The following is a 15,961-nucleotide window of genomic DNA, read 5'->3' as shown; positions in this document are numbered from 1 at the left end:
ATTTCCACAGTTCAACAAAATTCAAACTCATTTTTCGGATTATTTAACAATAACTTATTTTTACATTAATTTGCAATAACAATGACATCAAATTGTTTTAAATATTTTTTACGAGGTAAAAGTTATGTGTAACATCTTTTTCTATTAGTTTACTATAAGGAGTGTAGTATTATGACTAAAGACGACGTAAATAAAAAAGCAGCAGAGAAAGCTAAAGAAGTTGAAGATGAATTAAAAGAACAAAAAGAGCAGAATCAAGAGAATTCTGAGGAAACAAAGAAAAACATACAAGATATTTTTGACTAACAACATTTTAATTGTTACTGAAATTGTGATATTAACTGTATATAGAAAATGTGCTTGACATACTGTAGTAAAAGTCATACATTAAGTATAAAATAAATATTAATATTCGCACTAGGGGTGTTTTGTGACTGAGATGAGGTATACCCTCAAACCCTTTGAACCTGATCTAGATGAAAGCTAGCGTAGGAAAGTGCTAAATTATACTTTTTGACGATAGTACAGTATAGTTCTGCCCAATCTTACACGCGCAACCTTCTAGAGAGGTTGTGCGTTTTTTTGGAGGAATATTAAATGTCAAAAGGTTTAAAACTGTCAGAAATTTTAGTGACTGTCTTAATTGCAGTTGTATTCGCATTGATTTACAACATATGGAACTTTGTTTACAAAGCTGTACAGGTTTCAGGTTTACACATCGAAGAGTTAACTTATGGTGCTTGGTTTATGGCAGCAATAGTAGCTTATTTGATTATTCCAAAGGCAGGCATTGCACTATTAGCTGAGTTTGCTGCTGGTGCAGGTGAAACAATCGTCATGGGTCGCTTTGATATTGCGACAATGATTTATGCATTACTACAAGGATTAGCTTGTGAAATTATCTTTGCAATTTTCAAATATAAATCACGTACTGCTATGGTTGCGATGTTAGCAGGATTATTAGCTGCAATAGTAACATTACCTTTAGATTTTGCTTATGGCTATTTAGCTGAAATCGCAAGTTGGAATCTTGCTTTATACATTGGTTTTAGATTGATTAGCGGTATCATAGTAGCTGGATTATTGTCATATATTATCGTCAAAGCATTAGACCAGACAGGTGTTACAAGATTATTTCGCCCTTCTTCACAAAAAGATTATGACAATTTATAAGGAGTACTATACGTGTTAACTGCTAAAAATTTACGTTTAAAATATCCAAACACTGACCATAAAATTTTCGATGGTCTAGATATCAATATTAAAACAGGTGAAAAAGTACTATTATTAGGACCTTCTGGTTCAGGAAAAAGTACGCTTTTAAATGTATTAAGTGGCATTGTACCTGATTTGATTGAATTACCGATGAAATACGACCAGCTAGAAATTGATACTCATAGCGGTGTCATTTTTCAAGATCCTGATAGTCAATTTTGCATGCCAAAAGTACATGAAGAACTGGCGTTTATTTTAGAAAACCAACAAGTCCCAAGAGCTGAAATGGATGCTAAAATTTCAAGTGCGCTCAAAGCTGTAGATTTGCATGTCAATCCACATCAGTTTATAAGTCAACTCAGTGGTGGAATGAAACAAAAATTAGCTATCGCTGAAACACTGTTACAAAATGCACAAACGCTCTTTCTGGATGAACCTACTGCAATGTTAGATGAATCAGCAACTCAGGAATTATGGACTAAAATTAAAGCTTTATGGCAAGATAAAACCGTATTAATTGTAGAACATAAGGTTGCTCATATATGGGAACATATCGATCGTGTTTTACTCTTCAATTATGAAGGCAAAATTATTGCAGATGCACCACCGCAGATGATGCTACAACAATATGAAGATTTATTGACTGAATATGGTGTTTGGCATCCTAATGCTTGGTCACATGCCCCTAAAGCTATATTGAGTAATAATGATACTGTACAACAAGAGTTGTTCACTTTTATCAATGGTGAAATTAAGCGTGGTGCTAAAACATTAATAACAATTGATAAAATGTCAATTAAACCTGGTGAATTCATAACTATTACCGGGCCAAATGGTAGCGGAAAAACTTCTCTGTTAGAGTCCATTATGCAATTAATCAAATATCATGGCGACATGTATATTAACGATAAACGTATTAAAAAAATCAAAAACATGGCCCAATATAGTTATTTAGTCTACCAAAATCCTGAACTACAATTTATTACTAATTCGGTATACGATGAAGTGCTGCTTCAGTTCAATAAATCTGATAATGCAAATGCTAAACGTAAAACAAAGGAATTATTGCAAACGCTCAGTCTGGAACATGTTATGACACAACATCCTTACGAATTATCGATGGGTCAAAAACGTCGCTTAAGTGTTGCTACAGCCTTGAGTGCTGAAGCTGATATTATATTGTTAGATGAGCCGACATTTGGTTTAGATAGTCACAATACATTTAATCTCATCTCATTATTTCAACAACGTGTCACTGAAGGTCAAACTGTTATCATGGTGACTCATGATGCTGAAATTATTAATCGTTATGCTACAAGACGATTACATATAGAGCAACAACAACTTATAGAATTGTCAGGTGAAACCCATGTTTGAATTATGGAAAGTCCGCCATACTTTTATGGATGATGTGAATATCATTACTAAATTAATCATTGCCGTATTACTATTTTTCTGTGTCATTTTTGTGCATCAATTTGATTTGATGTTATATTTGGCAATATTCATGCTTATATTCCTACTAATATGTAATGGTGTACGTCTATATATCACCTTAATATTTGTTATGTTTACTCTGTTCTTCAGCCTGATATCTGCCCTATTCATGATTTTTTATGGTGATGGCACTCATGTATTATTCAAATTCGGTTTTATTCAAATAAGTAGCGAAAGTTTAATTCGTGGTTTACATTTGATGCTTAGAACATTAACAGTTTCACTATTTGGTATATTGATAGCTTTTACTTCACAAATTGTGATGATATTTTATAGTTTAATGCAACATTTGAAAGTAAAACCTAAAGTTGCATATGCCTTTATGGCGGCATTTCGAATGGTTCCATTAATGATAAGCTCATTAATTCAATTGCAACGTTCACTAAAAATGCGTTATCAAATGATACCAGCTAAAAACTACCGAGGTATTAATAGAATTAAACATTTATTGATACCATTACTCAGTCAAAATATTAGAAAAGCACATCAATTATCTGTAGCTATGGAAAAGAAAGGATTTCGAAGTGGTCCAAGAACGTATTATTATCATACGACCTTTTCATATAAAGATATTTTAACTTTTGTAGTTGTAATACTATGTATAGTATTAGCTATGCTAGGTGCTCACTTTTTCCCTATTACTGGTATTCATGATGTGAGAATTTCTAATATTTATTAACCGACCATTCGAACATTGATACCAGTTTAAATTAGCAAGTAACAGCAGCATTTAATTTTACTAATATCTAAAACCAAAAGGACCCATTCATCTAAAATGAATGGGTCCTTATTATAATGAGCTCTATACCTTTACCACATTTAATGACTAAAATTAAAAAACTACTAAACGTATTATCTCAGTGCTTTATTACTTATATCTTGACGATAAAACAAAGCATCACTGTTAATTCGTTTTACTGCTTGATACGCTTGTTCTTTCGCTTTATCTATAGACACGCCTTCGCCTAATGCCAAGATAACACGACCACCACTTGTAACATACTGTTCCTGCTGCAGCTTCAATCCACTCACAAAGTATGTGCCATCTAAATCAAATCCAGATACTAATTGGCCTTTTTCATAGCTACCTGGGTAGCCTTTAGAAGCAAGCATCACACCAACTACAGCATTGTCTTTCCATTTAAATTCAATCGGCGCCTTTTGCTCTAACTCAACAATATGTTGCATTAAATCGCTGTCCATTCTCGCCAATAATACTTGCGCTTCCGGATCACCAAAACGAGCATTAAATTCAATCACTTTTGGACCATCTGCCGTAATAATAGCACCAATATATAATACGCCAAAGAAAGGATAACCTTCATCATGCAAAGCTTTAGCTATTGGTTGTGCAATTGTTTCATTCGTTTGTTGCAAAATGTCAGCACCAATATGTGGTACAGGACAATACGCACCCATACCTCCAGTATTCGGTCCCTGGTCATTATCAAAAGCTCGCTTATGATCTTGAGCAATACAGTCAAAAGGTACAGCATAATCGCCATTAACAAAAGTCATCAATGAAAATTCTTCACCTTCTAAAAACGTTTCAAAAACTACTAAGCCCTGCTCTTCGGGATAAAGCGTTTCTACTCCACTTTGAGCCTGCTCTATGTTTTCAGCAATAATGACCCCTTTTCCTGCTGCTAAACCATCTTTTTTCAACACTATAGGATAGTCACACTGCTTAATATATTCTAGCGCTTGTGTTTTAGTGTCGATTTCCTTATAAGTTGCCGTAGGAATATTGTGTCTTTCCATTATTTGTTTAGCAAAAAGTTTCGAACCTTCAATTTGTGCTGCTGCTTTACTTGGGCCAAACACTTTAATATTTTCTTGACGTAATTGATCAGCAAGACCTTCAGTCAATGGTTGTTCAGGTCCAATAATAGTCCACTCGATGTCGTGCGCTTTAGCAAATGCCACAATTTCATTATGCGCTGTTTCAGCAATTTCAGTATGCACCTCAGCTATATTTGTCATTGCATCATTGCCTGGAATAGCAAAGATATGTTTTACTAAATCAGATTGCTTCAATTTATGAGCAATTGCATGCTCCCTACCTCCTGTACCAATAACAAGTACATTCATTTGTGGTGTCCCCCTGTATATTAATGTTTAAAGTGACGCACGCCTGTTGTCACCATAGCAATACCATGTTTATTAGCCATATCGATTGAGGCTTGGTCTTTAATCGAACCACCAGGTTGAATTATTGCCTTAATACCATGTTGTGCAGCGAGTTCTACTGTATCATCCATTGGGAAAAAGCCATCTGAAACCATAACGACATCATCATTAATTTCGATTGCGCGCTCAATAGCAATTTGAGCCGAGCCCACACGATTCATCTGTCCAGCACCGATACCGACAGTTTGTTTCGCATTACTTAAAATTACTGCATTACTTTTAACAGATGCAACAACTTTCCAGCCTAATAACATTGCTTCCCACTGTGCTTCCGTAGGTGTCTCATTAGTTACTACTGCTATATCTTCACGCTTAATTGCCACATTGTCTTTGTCTTGAACTAAATAACCACCAGATACAGATACGACTTCTTGTTCATTTTTATCTAACGTCATATCAATTTCTAATAAACGGATATTCTTTTTTTGACTTAAAATCGATAATGCTTCATCTGTAAATTTAGGCGCAATTACAACTTCCAAGAAAATTTCATGTAATTTTGTTGCTAATGATTCGCCCACAGTATGATTTAAAGCGACAATGCCACCAAAAATGGATTGACTATCTGCTTCAAAAGCATGTTGAAATGCTTCGTCAATTGTATTACCAATACCCACACCACATGGATTCATATGTTTAACAGCTACTGCTGTAGGTTGCTGAAATTCTTTAACTAATGCAAGTGCTGCATCTGCATCTTTTATATTGTTATAACTTAATTGCTTCCCGTGTAATTGTTTAGCGCCTCCAAGTGTTTGCTTAGCATTCGATGTACGTACAAAATGTGCAGACTGTTGAGGGTTTTCACCATATCGTAGCGTTTCTTTACTTTGATTAAAGAATTCTACAATAGCTGCATCATACTCATTTGTATGTTCAAAAACTTTAACCATTAAGGACTTGCGATATGCGGCATCCAAATTGTCATTTTTTAAACGTTCAATAACTTCATTATAATCAGAAGGATGTACAATAGTCGTTACATGTTTAAAGTTTTTGGCAGCTGCTCGCAACATTGTTGGTCCACCTATATCAATATTTTCAATTGCATCTGCTTCAGTCACATCAGGGTTAGCCACAGTTTCTTTAAAAGGATACAGATTGACTACTACCATATCAATTAAATCGATATCTTGTTCTTTTAACTGTGTTAAATGTTCTGGTTTATCACGATCAGCTAAAATACCACCGTGTACCGCTGGATGTAATGTTTTCACTCGACCATCCATAATTTCATCGAATTGTGTTAATTCAGAAATAGATTTTACAGCTACACCCGCTTCTTGGATAGCTTTCATAGTACCGCCAGTTGAATATAATTCATAATCTAATTCTGTTAATGATTGTGCGAATTCTACAATGCCTCTTTTGTTAGAAACACTTAATACTGCTTTTTTCATGTTATCTACACCTCTTATTGAATAATATCTGCAATGACTTTTGGATAAAGCTCATGTTCTAATTTTTTGATGCGCTCTTCTAATTCTTCTTTTGAATCAGTAGGATAAATTGGACACTGACGTTGCTCTATAATTTCCCCAGTATCCATACCACTATCAACATAATGTACTGTTGTTCCAGTAATATCATCCTCACTGGCAAGTGCTTGTCCTACTGCATCCTTACCTTTATATTTTGGCAACAATGAAGGATGGATATTTAAAATTCTTCCATTATATGCATTTAACATTTCAGTACCAATTAATTTCATATAACCTGCTAGAATAATCCATTCAACTTTTTCAGCAGTTAACCATTCTAAAATTTTACGTTCATAATCAGCTTTAGAGTCAAAATTTTTGAGTTCATTAATATGCACATCCAAGTTAAAATCTCTCGCACGTTCAATACAATATGCACTAACTTGATCCGTATATAGCGCTGTTACTTCGATATGTTCTAATTGACCTTGATGAATTTTGCTCATAATATTCTCAAAATTACTTCCAGAACCTGACGCAAATATTGCTACTTTAGTCACGCTTTAACCCCCGTTAATTGAATTGGTTCATCACCTGATGTAATCGTACCAATTTCGAATGCTTCAATATTATGTCGTTTAATGTGCTCAATTACCGCTTTACTATTTGCTGCATCTACTACAAGTGTAAAGCCAATACCCATATTAAAAATGTTATACATTTCTTCAGTACTAATCTCACCTTGCTCTTGTAACCAGTCAAAAATCTTAGGCGTAGGGAATGTTGTCACATCAATATTGGCAGTAACACCTTCTGGAAGTGCACGCGGAATATTTTCATAAAAACCACCGCCTGTTATATGTGTCATCGCATGTACTGGATACTTTTTAATTACCTCTAATACTGGGTTTACGTATAATCGTGTTGGTTTTAATAATGTTTCTAAATATGATTCATCAGCTGTAAACTTATCCGTCATTTGAACATTAGCTTTAGCTATCAATTGACGGACTAAACTATAACCATTGGAATGAATGCCACTTGATGCTAAACCTATAATAACTTGTCCGGATTGGACGTTTGATCCATCTATATAATCATCTTTTTCAACAGCTCCAACTGCAAAACCGGCTAAATCATATTCTCCTTCATGATACATTTCACCCATTTCAGCAGTTTCTCCACCAATTAGTGCGGTATGTGTTTCTTCGCAACCATCACTTACACCTTTTACAATTTGTTCGATGACTTCAGGAACGACTTTATTAGTTGCAATATAATCTAAAAAATATAACGGTTCTGCACCTGTCGTCAAAATATCATTCACACACATCGCTACTGCGTCAATACCGATCGTGTCGTGCTTATTATAATCTATGGCTAATTTAAGTTTTGTACCTACACCATCAGTTCCAGATACAAGCAACGGGGCTTTCATATTAAGTTGAGATAAATCAAAAGTGGCTCCAAACCCACCTAATCCACCTAGTACTTCTTTTCTCATCGTTCTTTTCACATGACTAGAAATACGCTCTACCGCTTCGTAACCTGCATGGATATCTACTCCAGCTTGTTGATATGCATTAGACATATTGATTCCCCGCCTTATCAAAGTATTGTGTATTTTGTGCTAAAAATGCCTTTTGTCGTTCACTCAAACTTGCAAAATAACGTTCTTCGTAATCATATAATCCAGCTGGATAATCACCAGTAAAACTTTCAACACATAAGCCATGATATGGTACATCCTCATCGATACCGATTGATTCTATAAGGCCGTCAACCGATAAATAAGCTAATGATTCTGCTTCAATATAGTCTTTAATTTCTTCTGGCGATTTATTAGCGGAAATTAATTCAGCAGTTGTCGACACATCAATACCATAAAAACTTGGGAACATAAATTCTGGAGAAGCTATTCTGACATGGACAGATTTTGCCCCTGCATCTTTTAATAAACGTACAATTCGTTTAGATGTCGTACCTCTTACTATTGAATCATCAACCATAACTATATTTTTACCGTGAACAATATCTTTTACTGCCGATAATTTCACGCGTACACCTTGTTCACGTAACTCTTGTGTCGGTTGAATAAACGTACGTGCAACATATTGATTTTTAATTAATCCCATTTCATATGGTAAATTCATAGCTTCAGCATAACCAGTAGCCGCCGACAATGAGGAATTAGGTACTCCTATTACCATATCAGCGTCCTCTACTGGACTTTCTTCAGCTAAACGTTTACCTGACATTTTACGTACAGCATGAACGTTTTTTCCTGCAATTGTTGAATCTGGGCGTGCAAAATAAATATATTCCATAGCTGAAATTGCTGTTGTTGTTTCTGTAGTATAAGATTCGACTCTAATACCATCATCATTAATCACTACATACTCACCAGCATGAATATCACGAACAAATTCTCCACCTAAAACATCAATAGCACATGTTTCACTTGCAATGACATATTCACCAGTTTGTAATTTTCCAACAACCAATGGTCGAATTGCATTTGGATCTACCGCACCATATAATGCATCCTTTGTAAGTAAAGCAAATGTGAAACCACCTTTAATCGTACGCAGACTTTCAGTTAATGCACTTTCAAAAGTAGGTTGTTTACTTCGTCTAATTAAATGCATAATAACCTCAGTATCAGACGATGAGTGGAAAATTGCGCCTTGTTGTTCCAATTCTTTTCTTAAACTTTGAGCATTAATTAAATTACCGTTATGACAAACACCAACGCTCATATCATAAAAATGATATAAAAATGGTTGAATGTTTTCGATACCTTTATTACCAGAAGTCGCATAACGTACATGACCAATAGCATGCTGATATCCTTGAAATGTCGCTAATTCTTGTTGCGATAAAGCTTCAGTGAGTAATCCTAATCCACGTTCACCAATTAAGTTTTGTCCATTTGAACAAACGATACCTGCACCTTCTTGTCCTCGGTGTTGTAAGCTTTGTAATCCCATATATGTTAAATGCGCTGATTCAGTATGGTTCCAAATGCCAAAAAGTCCGCATTCTTCATTTAATCCGTGGATGTCATACATTGAGAGATTGCTCCTTCCCATTGTGCCTTGAGCTCAGACACTTTGCGTTGAATTGTAACCTTATCGGTAGCCACTTCAAATGTTTCATCTTCTGTTAAATGACCTATTTTTACTGCATTAGTTAGGTTGATTTCTGCACCTTCTTTAGCAACAACAATATAACGACCTTGTGTTTCGCTAAATAATTGACTCTCTGTTAATGCTATTTGAGCAGCAATACCTAAATTATAATGCGCACTGATTTTAGCTAACGTTATAGCTAAGCCACCTTTACCAACTGTTTGTACATGAGCTGCCTGGCCTGTTCTTATGAATTGTTTTATCTCTTCGCCTTTAGCTACCTCTTCAGATAAATCAATGGCTTCAGATTCATGATTTACCTCATTATAAATTAATTTCTCGATCTGACTTCCACCAAAGTCATTACCTGTATCACCAACAACATATATTGCTTGTCCTGCTTTAGGTGTAAAGTCATTTAGATAGTCAATATCTTCAATTAATCCCACCATTCCTACTACAGGAGTTGGGAAAATGGAAGTCCCTTTTGTTTCGTTATATAGTGACACATTTCCTGAAACAACCGGAGTTTGCAAAATTTCACACGCTTCTGCCATACCTTTAGTTGAATCAATTAATTGTTGGTAGATTTCTTTTTTCTCAGGCGAACCATAATTTAAACAATCCGTCATTGCTAATGGCGTTGCACCTACAGCAATTAAATTACGATATGCTTCAGCTACAACCATTTTGCCACCTTCATAAGGCTGATTAAATACGTAACGTGCTTCTCCATCAATAGTAGAAGCAATCGCTTTAGAAGTACCTTCAACACGTACAACTGAAGCTTGTAATCCTGGTTTCACAATTGTATTAGCACCAACTTGTTGATCGTACTGTTCATATAAATAGTGTTTTGATGCAATTGTTGGGTGTGCAATTAATTTATTAAATACTTCATCTACATCTATATCACTGTAGTCATTCGTGCTCGTATTATAGTCTTTATGTTCACCTTCTAAAATATATACTGGTGCTTCATCAGCAAGTGGTTCTACCGGAATATCAGCATACACTTCATCTTCATAAGTTAATACAAAACGATCTGTGTCAGTCACTTCACCAATAACTGCACTATCTAATTCATGTTTGTCGAATAAATCTAAGAATTTTTGTTCTGTACCTTTTTCAACGACTAATAACATACGCTCTTGTGTTTCTGACAACATCATTTCATATGGTGAAATTCCTTGTTCTCTTGTTGGTACTTGTTCTAAACGTAAGTGTAAGCCATTGCCACCTTTTGCTGCCATTTCAGAAGAAGATGATGTTAAACCAGCCGCACCCATATCTTGGATACCAACTAATTCATCAAATGTGATAGCCTCTAACGTTGCTTCCATTAGTTTTTTGCCGACAAACGGATCACCAATTTGCACTGATGGTCTTTTACTTTCACTATCTTCACTCAATTCTTCAGATGCAAAAGTCGCTCCATGAATACCATCTCTCCCAGTCTTTAAACCAACATAAATAACTGAATTTCCGATACCTTTAGCAGTTCCTTTTTGAACCATATCATGATCGATAATACCTACACACATCGCATTAACTAATGGATTGCCGTCATAACGATTATCAAATTCAATTTCACCTGCTGTTGTAGGTATACCAATACAGTTACCATAGCCTCCAATACCAGCTACGACACCGCGTAATAGTCGACGGTTTTGTTTTTCAGTCAATTCTCCAAAACGTAAACTATTTAATAAATTAATTGGGCGTGCACCTATAGACACAATATCTCTAATTATGCCACCTACACCTGTCGCTGCACCTTGATATGGCTCTACAGCAGAAGGATGATTGTGTGACTCTACTTTAAAAACAACCGCTTGATTATCACCAATATCAACCACACCAGCACCTTCACCAGGTCCCATTAAAACGTGCTCACCTGTTGTTGGAAATTGTTTTAAAAACGGTTTAGAGTGCTTATAAGAACAATGCTCACTCCACATTACAGAAAAAATACCAACTTCTGTGAAATTTGGTTCTCTACCTAAGATTTCACAAACATGTTCATATTCAGAATCACTTAATCCCATGTCTTTATATAGTTGCTCTAACTTGATTTCTTCTACACTTGGTTCAATAAACTTAGACATTTTGTTCCCTCCAACTATTTACCATCGCTTCAAATAATTTCACGCCACTGTCAGTACCTAAAATTGATTCAAGTGCACGTTCTGGGTGCGGCATCATGCCACATACATTTCCTTTTTTATTTACAATCCCTGCAATATCATTAAAAGAGCCATTGGGATTATCGACATAAGTTAAAATAATTTGATTATTAACAACTAAGTCGTCATATGTTTCTTCAGTACAATAATAGTGCCCTTCGCCGTGTGCTACAGGGTATACAACGTGTTCATCTTGTGCATATAATTTAGTAAATGGTGTGTTATTATTCACTACTTTTAATTGTTCATTTCGGCTAACGAATAAATGTGAATCGTTGTACAATAACGCCCCAGGTAACAAACCAATTTCTGTTAAAATTTGAAATCCATTACAGACACCTAGCACTGGTTTTCCTTCATCTGCAAAACGTTTCACTTCATTAATAATAGGTGCCACACTAGCCATTGCTCCCGAACGTAAATAGTCACCAAAAGAGAATCCTCCTGGAATTAATACGCCATCAAAACCTGCAAGTGACTCATTTCGATAATCTACATATTCTGCGTTTGCTCCCATTTTAATAGCAGCATTATACATGTCTCTATCACAATTTGATCCAGGAAATTTTAGCACTGCAAATTTCATTATGCTTTCTCTCCTTCATCGACAACTTTATAACTGTATTCTTCAATAACTGTATTAGCAAATAACTTTTCACTTAATGTTGTTACCACATTGTGAACTGCTTCGTCAGTAGCTTCTTCTACTGTCATATATAATAATTTTCCTACACGAATATCGTTGACTTGCGTGTAGCCTAAATCATGTACAGCACGATTTAAAGCTTGTCCTTGAGTGTCTAATACTTGTGGTTGTAAAGTTACATGTAATTCAATTGTTTTCATTTTATAAAGCCTCCAATTTATTTAAGAAAGTTTGATAAGTGTCTATTATTGATCCTCTATCTTCGCGATAAACATCTTTATCGAAGTTCACATCACTATGTTTATCCCAGATACGACATGTATCAGGAGAAATTTCATCAGCTAAAATAATGTCACCTTTTGTCGTTTTACCAAATTCAATTTTAAAATCTACAAGTCGTAAATCTACTTGGTCCATAATAGATACTAATGCTTCATTAATTTTCAGTGCTGCTGCTTTTAAAGTGCTAATTTCATCATCATTAGCGATATGCAACAACTTGACATGGTCGTCCGTAATTAATGGGTCATTTAACTTATCATTCTTATAGAAAAACTCAACTAACGGTTGCTCAAAAGAATGCCCTTTATCGAAACCTAGTCGCTTAGTTATTGAACCTGCTGCAATATTGCGTACAACAACCTCTAATGGAATAATATCTACAGATTGTACCAATTGTTCTGTCTCTGAAATTTGTTCAATAAAATGGCTTTCTAACCCTTGTTGTTTAAGAGAATTAAATAGTTTAGAGGTGATAAGATTATTTAATCGTCCTTTACCTTCGATATAATCTTTTTTTGCACCATTCCCTGCTGTAACCTCATCTTTATATTCCACACGTAAAATACCTTCTGTATCAGTAGCATGTATTTTTTTAGCTTTACCTTCGTATAGCAATGTCATTAGTTGTTACTCCCTTCAAAATGGTTCAACATTTGTTGTTCTGTCGCTGCAAGGTCCGTTGTTAACACTGTAATATGGCCCATTTTGCGTGCTGCTTTACGCTCAGTTTTACCGTAAATATGCACATGCCATGCAGGTTGATGTGCAAACTCAGTTTCTAATAAATCTAAATCCTTACCTAATAAATTCATCATTACTGCTGGTTGCAATAATTCAATGTCATCAGGTAACTTTTGACCAGTAATTGCAAGAATGTGCGTATCAAATTGTGAATAATTACAAGCTTCAATTGAATAATGACCTGAATTATGTGGTCGTGGAGCTATTTCATTAACAAACAAGTGATTTTGTTTATCAATGAAGAATTCCACTGTAAAAGTACCGACAAAATGAATTTGTTTAATTATTTTTTGTACTTCCTTACGTGCCTCTTGTTCTTTATCACTGCGAGCTGGTACAACTGTTTTAAATAAGATTTGGTCTCTATGTTCATTTTCTTGCAATGGAAAATACGTTATTTGATTATCATTTCCAATAGTTACAGTTAATGAGACCTCTTTTTCAAGATTTAAAAATTGTTCTGCGACACATTCTTGATGTGTAATAAGTTGTTCAACTTCAGCTAAATAAGACGCATCTTTCACTAAGATTTGACCTTTACCGTCGTATCCTCCAAATCGTGTTTTTACGATAAATGGATACCCCAGCACTTCACTTGCTTCAATTAATTCATCAGATGAAGTTACAGATAAAAACGGAACAATTTGTGTTCCACATTCTTTTAAAGTTTGTTTTTCAGACAAACGATCTTGTAATAATTCGATAGCTTGATACCCTTGTGGAATGTTGTATTTTGCGACTAATTCTTTTAATTGTGGTGCAGAAATATTTTCAAATTCGTAAGTAATGACATCGGATAATTGACCTAATCGATTCAATGCATCTTCATCATCATAATTCGCATTAATCAATTGATGAGCTACATACTGACATGGGCACTCTGTATCAGGGTCTAACACTATAACTTTATAACCCATTTGTTGAGCAGATTGTGCCATCATTTTGCCTAACTGACCGCCACCAATGATGCCTATCGTTGCACCAAAACTTAAGTTACTGAAGTTCACGTTGCATTTCACTCACTTTCTCAACAAGAGATTTTTCATAATTTTCCAAATTTTTTTGGACTATTTTATTGTTTATACTTAAAATACGTGCTGCTAAAATACCTGCATTTTTAGCTCCAGCTTTACCTATTGCAGTCGTTGCTACAGGAATACCTCCTGGCATTTGCACAATAGATAATAATGAATCTAGTCCTTTTAAACTTTTAGATTCGATTGGGACACCTATTACTGGTAATGTCGTCATAGAAGCTACCATACCAGGTAAATGTGCAGCGCCACCTGCGCCAGCAATAATTACATCATACTCATTCGTACGTGCTTCAGTTGCAAAATCATACATCAATTTAGGCGTACGATGTGCGGAAACTACTTTCTTATCATATGGTATTTCAAATTGTTCTAACATAGCACAGCTTTCTTGCATGATATTCCAATCAGATGAACTTCCCATAATTACTGCCACTTTCAAATTGAACACCCTTTCAATAATTTGAAATGTTACTACTTTAAGATGTATATTACAGATATAGCATAACAACAAAATCATGCTTTTTCAATCAAAAATCGAACTTTAACTTCAAAAAATCATTTAATTTACGTATTTTACTTAATTTTATAGCGTTAATATGTTTTAATGTTAAGGTGAGGTTCAGAATTTAGAGGAGGAAATTTTCATGGTCGCAAAAATTTTAGATGGAAAACAAATTGCTAAAGATTATAGACAAGGTCTAAAAGATCAAGTCGAAGCGTTACAAACTAAAGGTTATACACCAAAACTGTCAGTTATACTTGTAGGTAACGATGGTGCAAGTCAAAGTTACGTTAACTCTAAAAAGAAAGCTGCTGAAAAAATTGGTATGATTTCTGAAATTGTACATTTAGACGAGTCTACATCTGAAGAAGATGTGTTAAAAGAGTTAACACGATTAAATGAAGATGACAGTGTCAGTGGTATTCTTGTACAAGTACCTTTACCAGATCAAGTAAGTGAACAAAAGATTTTAGAAGCCATTAATCCAGCTAAAGATGTGGACGGTTTCCACCCAGAAAATATCGGTAAACTTTATATAGATGAACAAACATTCGTGCCATGTACGCCATTAGGTATAATGGAATTATTAAATCACGCTGATATTGATATAGAAGGTAAAGATGCAGTAGTCATTGGCCGTAGTCATATCGTTGGTCAACCTGTATCTAAATTACTATTACAAAAAAATGCCTCAGTGACAATTTTGCATTCAAGAACAAAAGATATGCAGCAACATTTAAAAAATGCTGATATCATCGTAAGTGCAGTTGGTCGTCCTGGCATCGTATCTAAAGATGATGTTAAGCCAGGTGCTGTAGTTATTGATGTAGGTAATACACCAGATGAAAATGGTAAGCTTAAAGGCGATGTAGATTATGAAGAAGTAAAACAAATCGCTGGTGCTATTACGCCTGTACCTGGTGGTGTAGGCCCAATGACAATTACTATGGTGTTAAATAATACGTTATTAGCAGAAAAAATGCGTAGAGGCATCGAATAATTATTAATATTTAAGTTATTAAATATACGAACAATATAAAAATGTACGAGCACAATGTACTCGTATGTACGTAAACAAGCCTTAGGTTATAGTGGCGCTGAACCCTTAGAATG

General features: G+C 34.9%; 16 protein-coding genes and 1 riboswitch. Of the genes, 5 read left to right on the top strand and 11 right to left on the bottom strand.

Translation table 11 applies throughout. The annotated features are described in order from the left end of the window. Positions 1–171 precede the first annotated feature (171 nt). The 4 genes from graF (at position 172) to KA845_RS12190 (ending at position 3,391) form a co-directional block, all read left to right on the top strand. On the top strand, positions 172–306 hold the full coding sequence (graF, locus tag KA845_RS12205) for a glycopeptide resistance-associated protein GraF (protein WP_021459046.1): 135 nt from the start codon (positions 172–174) through the stop codon (positions 304–306). 103 nt (positions 307–409) lie between these two features. Next, positions 410–512, top strand: a riboswitch (TPP riboswitch). An 85-nt stretch (positions 513–597) separates the two neighbouring features. Beyond that, positions 598–1,173, top strand: a complete 576-nt coding sequence (locus KA845_RS12200; RefSeq protein WP_002510855.1) for an ECF transporter S component — start codon at positions 598–600, stop codon at positions 1,171–1,173. Between the two features lie 12 nt (positions 1,174–1,185). Further along, the gene (locus KA845_RS12195) at positions 1,186–2,592 is read left to right on the top strand and encodes an ABC transporter ATP-binding protein (RefSeq protein WP_002510856.1); all 1,407 of its coding nucleotides are present in this window, start codon (positions 1,186–1,188) and stop codon (positions 2,590–2,592) included. After that, entirely contained in the window at positions 2,585–3,391 is an 807-nt protein-coding gene (locus tag KA845_RS12190) for an energy-coupling factor transporter transmembrane component T family protein (protein ID WP_002510857.1), read from the top strand. Before KA845_RS12195 ends, KA845_RS12190 begins: the two co-directional genes overlap by 8 nt. Positions 3,392–3,564: 173 nt before the next feature. Here the strand turns inward: KA845_RS12190 and purD are convergent, their stop codons facing one another. Genes purD through purE form a run of 11 tightly spaced genes read right to left on the bottom strand, consistent with a single transcriptional unit; the run spans position 3,565 to position 14,785 of the window. Continuing rightward, positions 3,565–4,803: a phosphoribosylamine--glycine ligase gene (gene purD / locus KA845_RS12185; protein ID WP_021459048.1), complete on the bottom strand. Its 1,239-nt coding sequence runs from the start codon at positions 4,801–4,803 to the stop codon at positions 3,565–3,567. 20 nt (positions 4,804–4,823) lie between these two features. Beyond that, positions 4,824–6,302: a bifunctional phosphoribosylaminoimidazolecarboxamide formyltransferase/IMP cyclohydrolase gene (purH, locus tag KA845_RS12180; protein WP_002510859.1), complete on the bottom strand. Its 1,479-nt coding sequence runs from the start codon at positions 6,300–6,302 to the stop codon at positions 4,824–4,826. Between the two features lie 14 nt (positions 6,303–6,316). Continuing rightward, positions 6,317–6,883, bottom strand: coding sequence for a phosphoribosylglycinamide formyltransferase (gene purN / locus KA845_RS12175; RefSeq protein WP_002510860.1), 567 nt, complete (start codon positions 6,881–6,883; stop codon positions 6,317–6,319). Continuing rightward, positions 6,880–7,914: a phosphoribosylformylglycinamidine cyclo-ligase gene (gene purM, locus KA845_RS12170; protein WP_021459049.1), complete on the bottom strand. Its 1,035-nt coding sequence runs from the start codon at positions 7,912–7,914 to the stop codon at positions 6,880–6,882. The genes purN and purM overlap by 4 nt, the downstream gene beginning before the upstream one ends. Beyond that, a complete protein-coding gene (gene purF / locus KA845_RS12165) occupies positions 7,907–9,394 on the bottom strand; it encodes an amidophosphoribosyltransferase (RefSeq protein WP_002510862.1) in 1,488 nt (495 codons plus the stop codon). Before purF ends, purM begins: the two co-directional genes overlap by 8 nt. Beyond that, positions 9,373–11,562 carry a phosphoribosylformylglycinamidine synthase subunit PurL gene (gene purL / locus KA845_RS12160; RefSeq protein WP_002510863.1) on the bottom strand — a complete coding sequence of 730 codons (2,190 nt, stop codon included), beginning with the start codon at positions 11,560–11,562 and terminating at the stop codon, positions 9,373–9,375. The genes purF and purL overlap by 22 nt, the downstream gene beginning before the upstream one ends. Continuing rightward, positions 11,555–12,226, bottom strand: coding sequence for a phosphoribosylformylglycinamidine synthase subunit PurQ (gene purQ, locus KA845_RS12155; RefSeq protein ID WP_021459050.1), 672 nt, complete (start codon positions 12,224–12,226; stop codon positions 11,555–11,557). The genes purL and purQ overlap by 8 nt, the downstream gene beginning before the upstream one ends. Beyond that, a complete protein-coding gene (purS, locus tag KA845_RS12150; protein ID WP_002510865.1) occupies positions 12,226–12,486 on the bottom strand; it encodes a phosphoribosylformylglycinamidine synthase subunit PurS in 261 nt (86 codons plus the stop codon). The genes purQ and purS overlap by 1 nt, the downstream gene beginning before the upstream one ends. A 1-nt stretch (position 12,487) precedes the next feature. Further along, the gene (gene purC, locus KA845_RS12145; RefSeq protein WP_002510866.1) at positions 12,488–13,189 is read right to left on the bottom strand and encodes a phosphoribosylaminoimidazolesuccinocarboxamide synthase; all 702 of its coding nucleotides are present in this window, start codon (positions 13,187–13,189) and stop codon (positions 12,488–12,490) included. Then, positions 13,189–14,316: a 5-(carboxyamino)imidazole ribonucleotide synthase gene (gene purK / locus KA845_RS12140; protein WP_002510867.1), complete on the bottom strand. Its 1,128-nt coding sequence runs from the start codon at positions 14,314–14,316 to the stop codon at positions 13,189–13,191. Before purK ends, purC begins: the two co-directional genes overlap by 1 nt. After that, positions 14,303–14,785 carry a 5-(carboxyamino)imidazole ribonucleotide mutase gene (gene purE, locus KA845_RS12135; protein WP_031266566.1) on the bottom strand — a complete coding sequence of 161 codons (483 nt, stop codon included), beginning with the start codon at positions 14,783–14,785 and terminating at the stop codon, positions 14,303–14,305. The genes purK and purE overlap by 14 nt, the downstream gene beginning before the upstream one ends. 205 nt (positions 14,786–14,990) lie before the next feature. On the opposite strand from purE, the gene folD reads away from it, so the two are divergent. Further along, the gene (gene folD / locus KA845_RS12130) at positions 14,991–15,848 is read left to right on the top strand and encodes a bifunctional methylenetetrahydrofolate dehydrogenase/methenyltetrahydrofolate cyclohydrolase FolD (protein ID WP_002510869.1); all 858 of its coding nucleotides are present in this window, start codon (positions 14,991–14,993) and stop codon (positions 15,846–15,848) included. The last annotated feature ends 113 nt before the right edge of the window (positions 15,849–15,961 follow it).

The sequence above is a fragment of the Staphylococcus sp. GDX8P114P-2 genome (genome assembly GCF_017892945.1).
In the GTDB taxonomy this organism is placed as follows: Bacteria; Bacillota; Bacilli; order Staphylococcales; family Staphylococcaceae; genus Staphylococcus; species Staphylococcus arlettae.
Note: the sequence above shows the minus strand (reverse complement) of the source record. Positions and strands in the feature narration are given on the sequence as shown.

Bases quoted from the DNA above. Each gene is read 5' to 3' on its own strand.
- graF (WP_021459046.1), top strand. From the start codon at position 172: ATGACTAAAGACGACGTAAATAAAAAAGCAGCAGAGAAAGCTAAAGAA.
- KA845_RS12200 (WP_002510855.1), top strand. From the start codon at position 598: ATGTCAAAAGGTTTAAAACTGTCAGAAATTTTAGTGACTGTCTTAATT.
- KA845_RS12190 (WP_002510857.1), top strand. From the start codon at position 2,585: ATGTTTGAATTATGGAAAGTCCGCCATACTTTTATGGATGATGTGAAT.
- purD (WP_021459048.1), bottom strand. From the start codon at position 4,803: ATGAATGTACTTGTTATTGGTACAGGAGGTAGGGAGCATGCAATTGCT.
- purH (WP_002510859.1), bottom strand. From the start codon at position 6,302: ATGAAAAAAGCAGTATTAAGTGTTTCTAACAAAAGAGGCATTGTAGAA.
- purM (WP_021459049.1), bottom strand. From the start codon at position 7,914: ATGTCTAATGCATATCAACAAGCTGGAGTAGATATCCATGCAGGTTAC.
- purF (WP_002510862.1), bottom strand. From the start codon at position 9,394: ATGTATGACATCCACGGATTAAATGAAGAATGCGGACTTTTTGGCATT.
- purL (WP_002510863.1), bottom strand. From the start codon at position 11,562: ATGTCTAAGTTTATTGAACCAAGTGTAGAAGAAATCAAGTTAGAGCAA.
- purQ (WP_021459050.1), bottom strand. From the start codon at position 12,226: ATGAAATTTGCAGTGCTAAAATTTCCTGGATCAAATTGTGATAGAGAC.
- purS (WP_002510865.1), bottom strand. From the start codon at position 12,486: ATGAAAACAATTGAATTACATGTAACTTTACAACCACAAGTATTAGAC.
- purC (WP_002510866.1), bottom strand. From the start codon at position 13,189: ATGACATTGCTATACGAAGGTAAAGCTAAAAAAATACATGCTACTGAT.
- folD (WP_002510869.1), top strand. From the start codon at position 14,991: ATGGTCGCAAAAATTTTAGATGGAAAACAAATTGCTAAAGATTATAGA.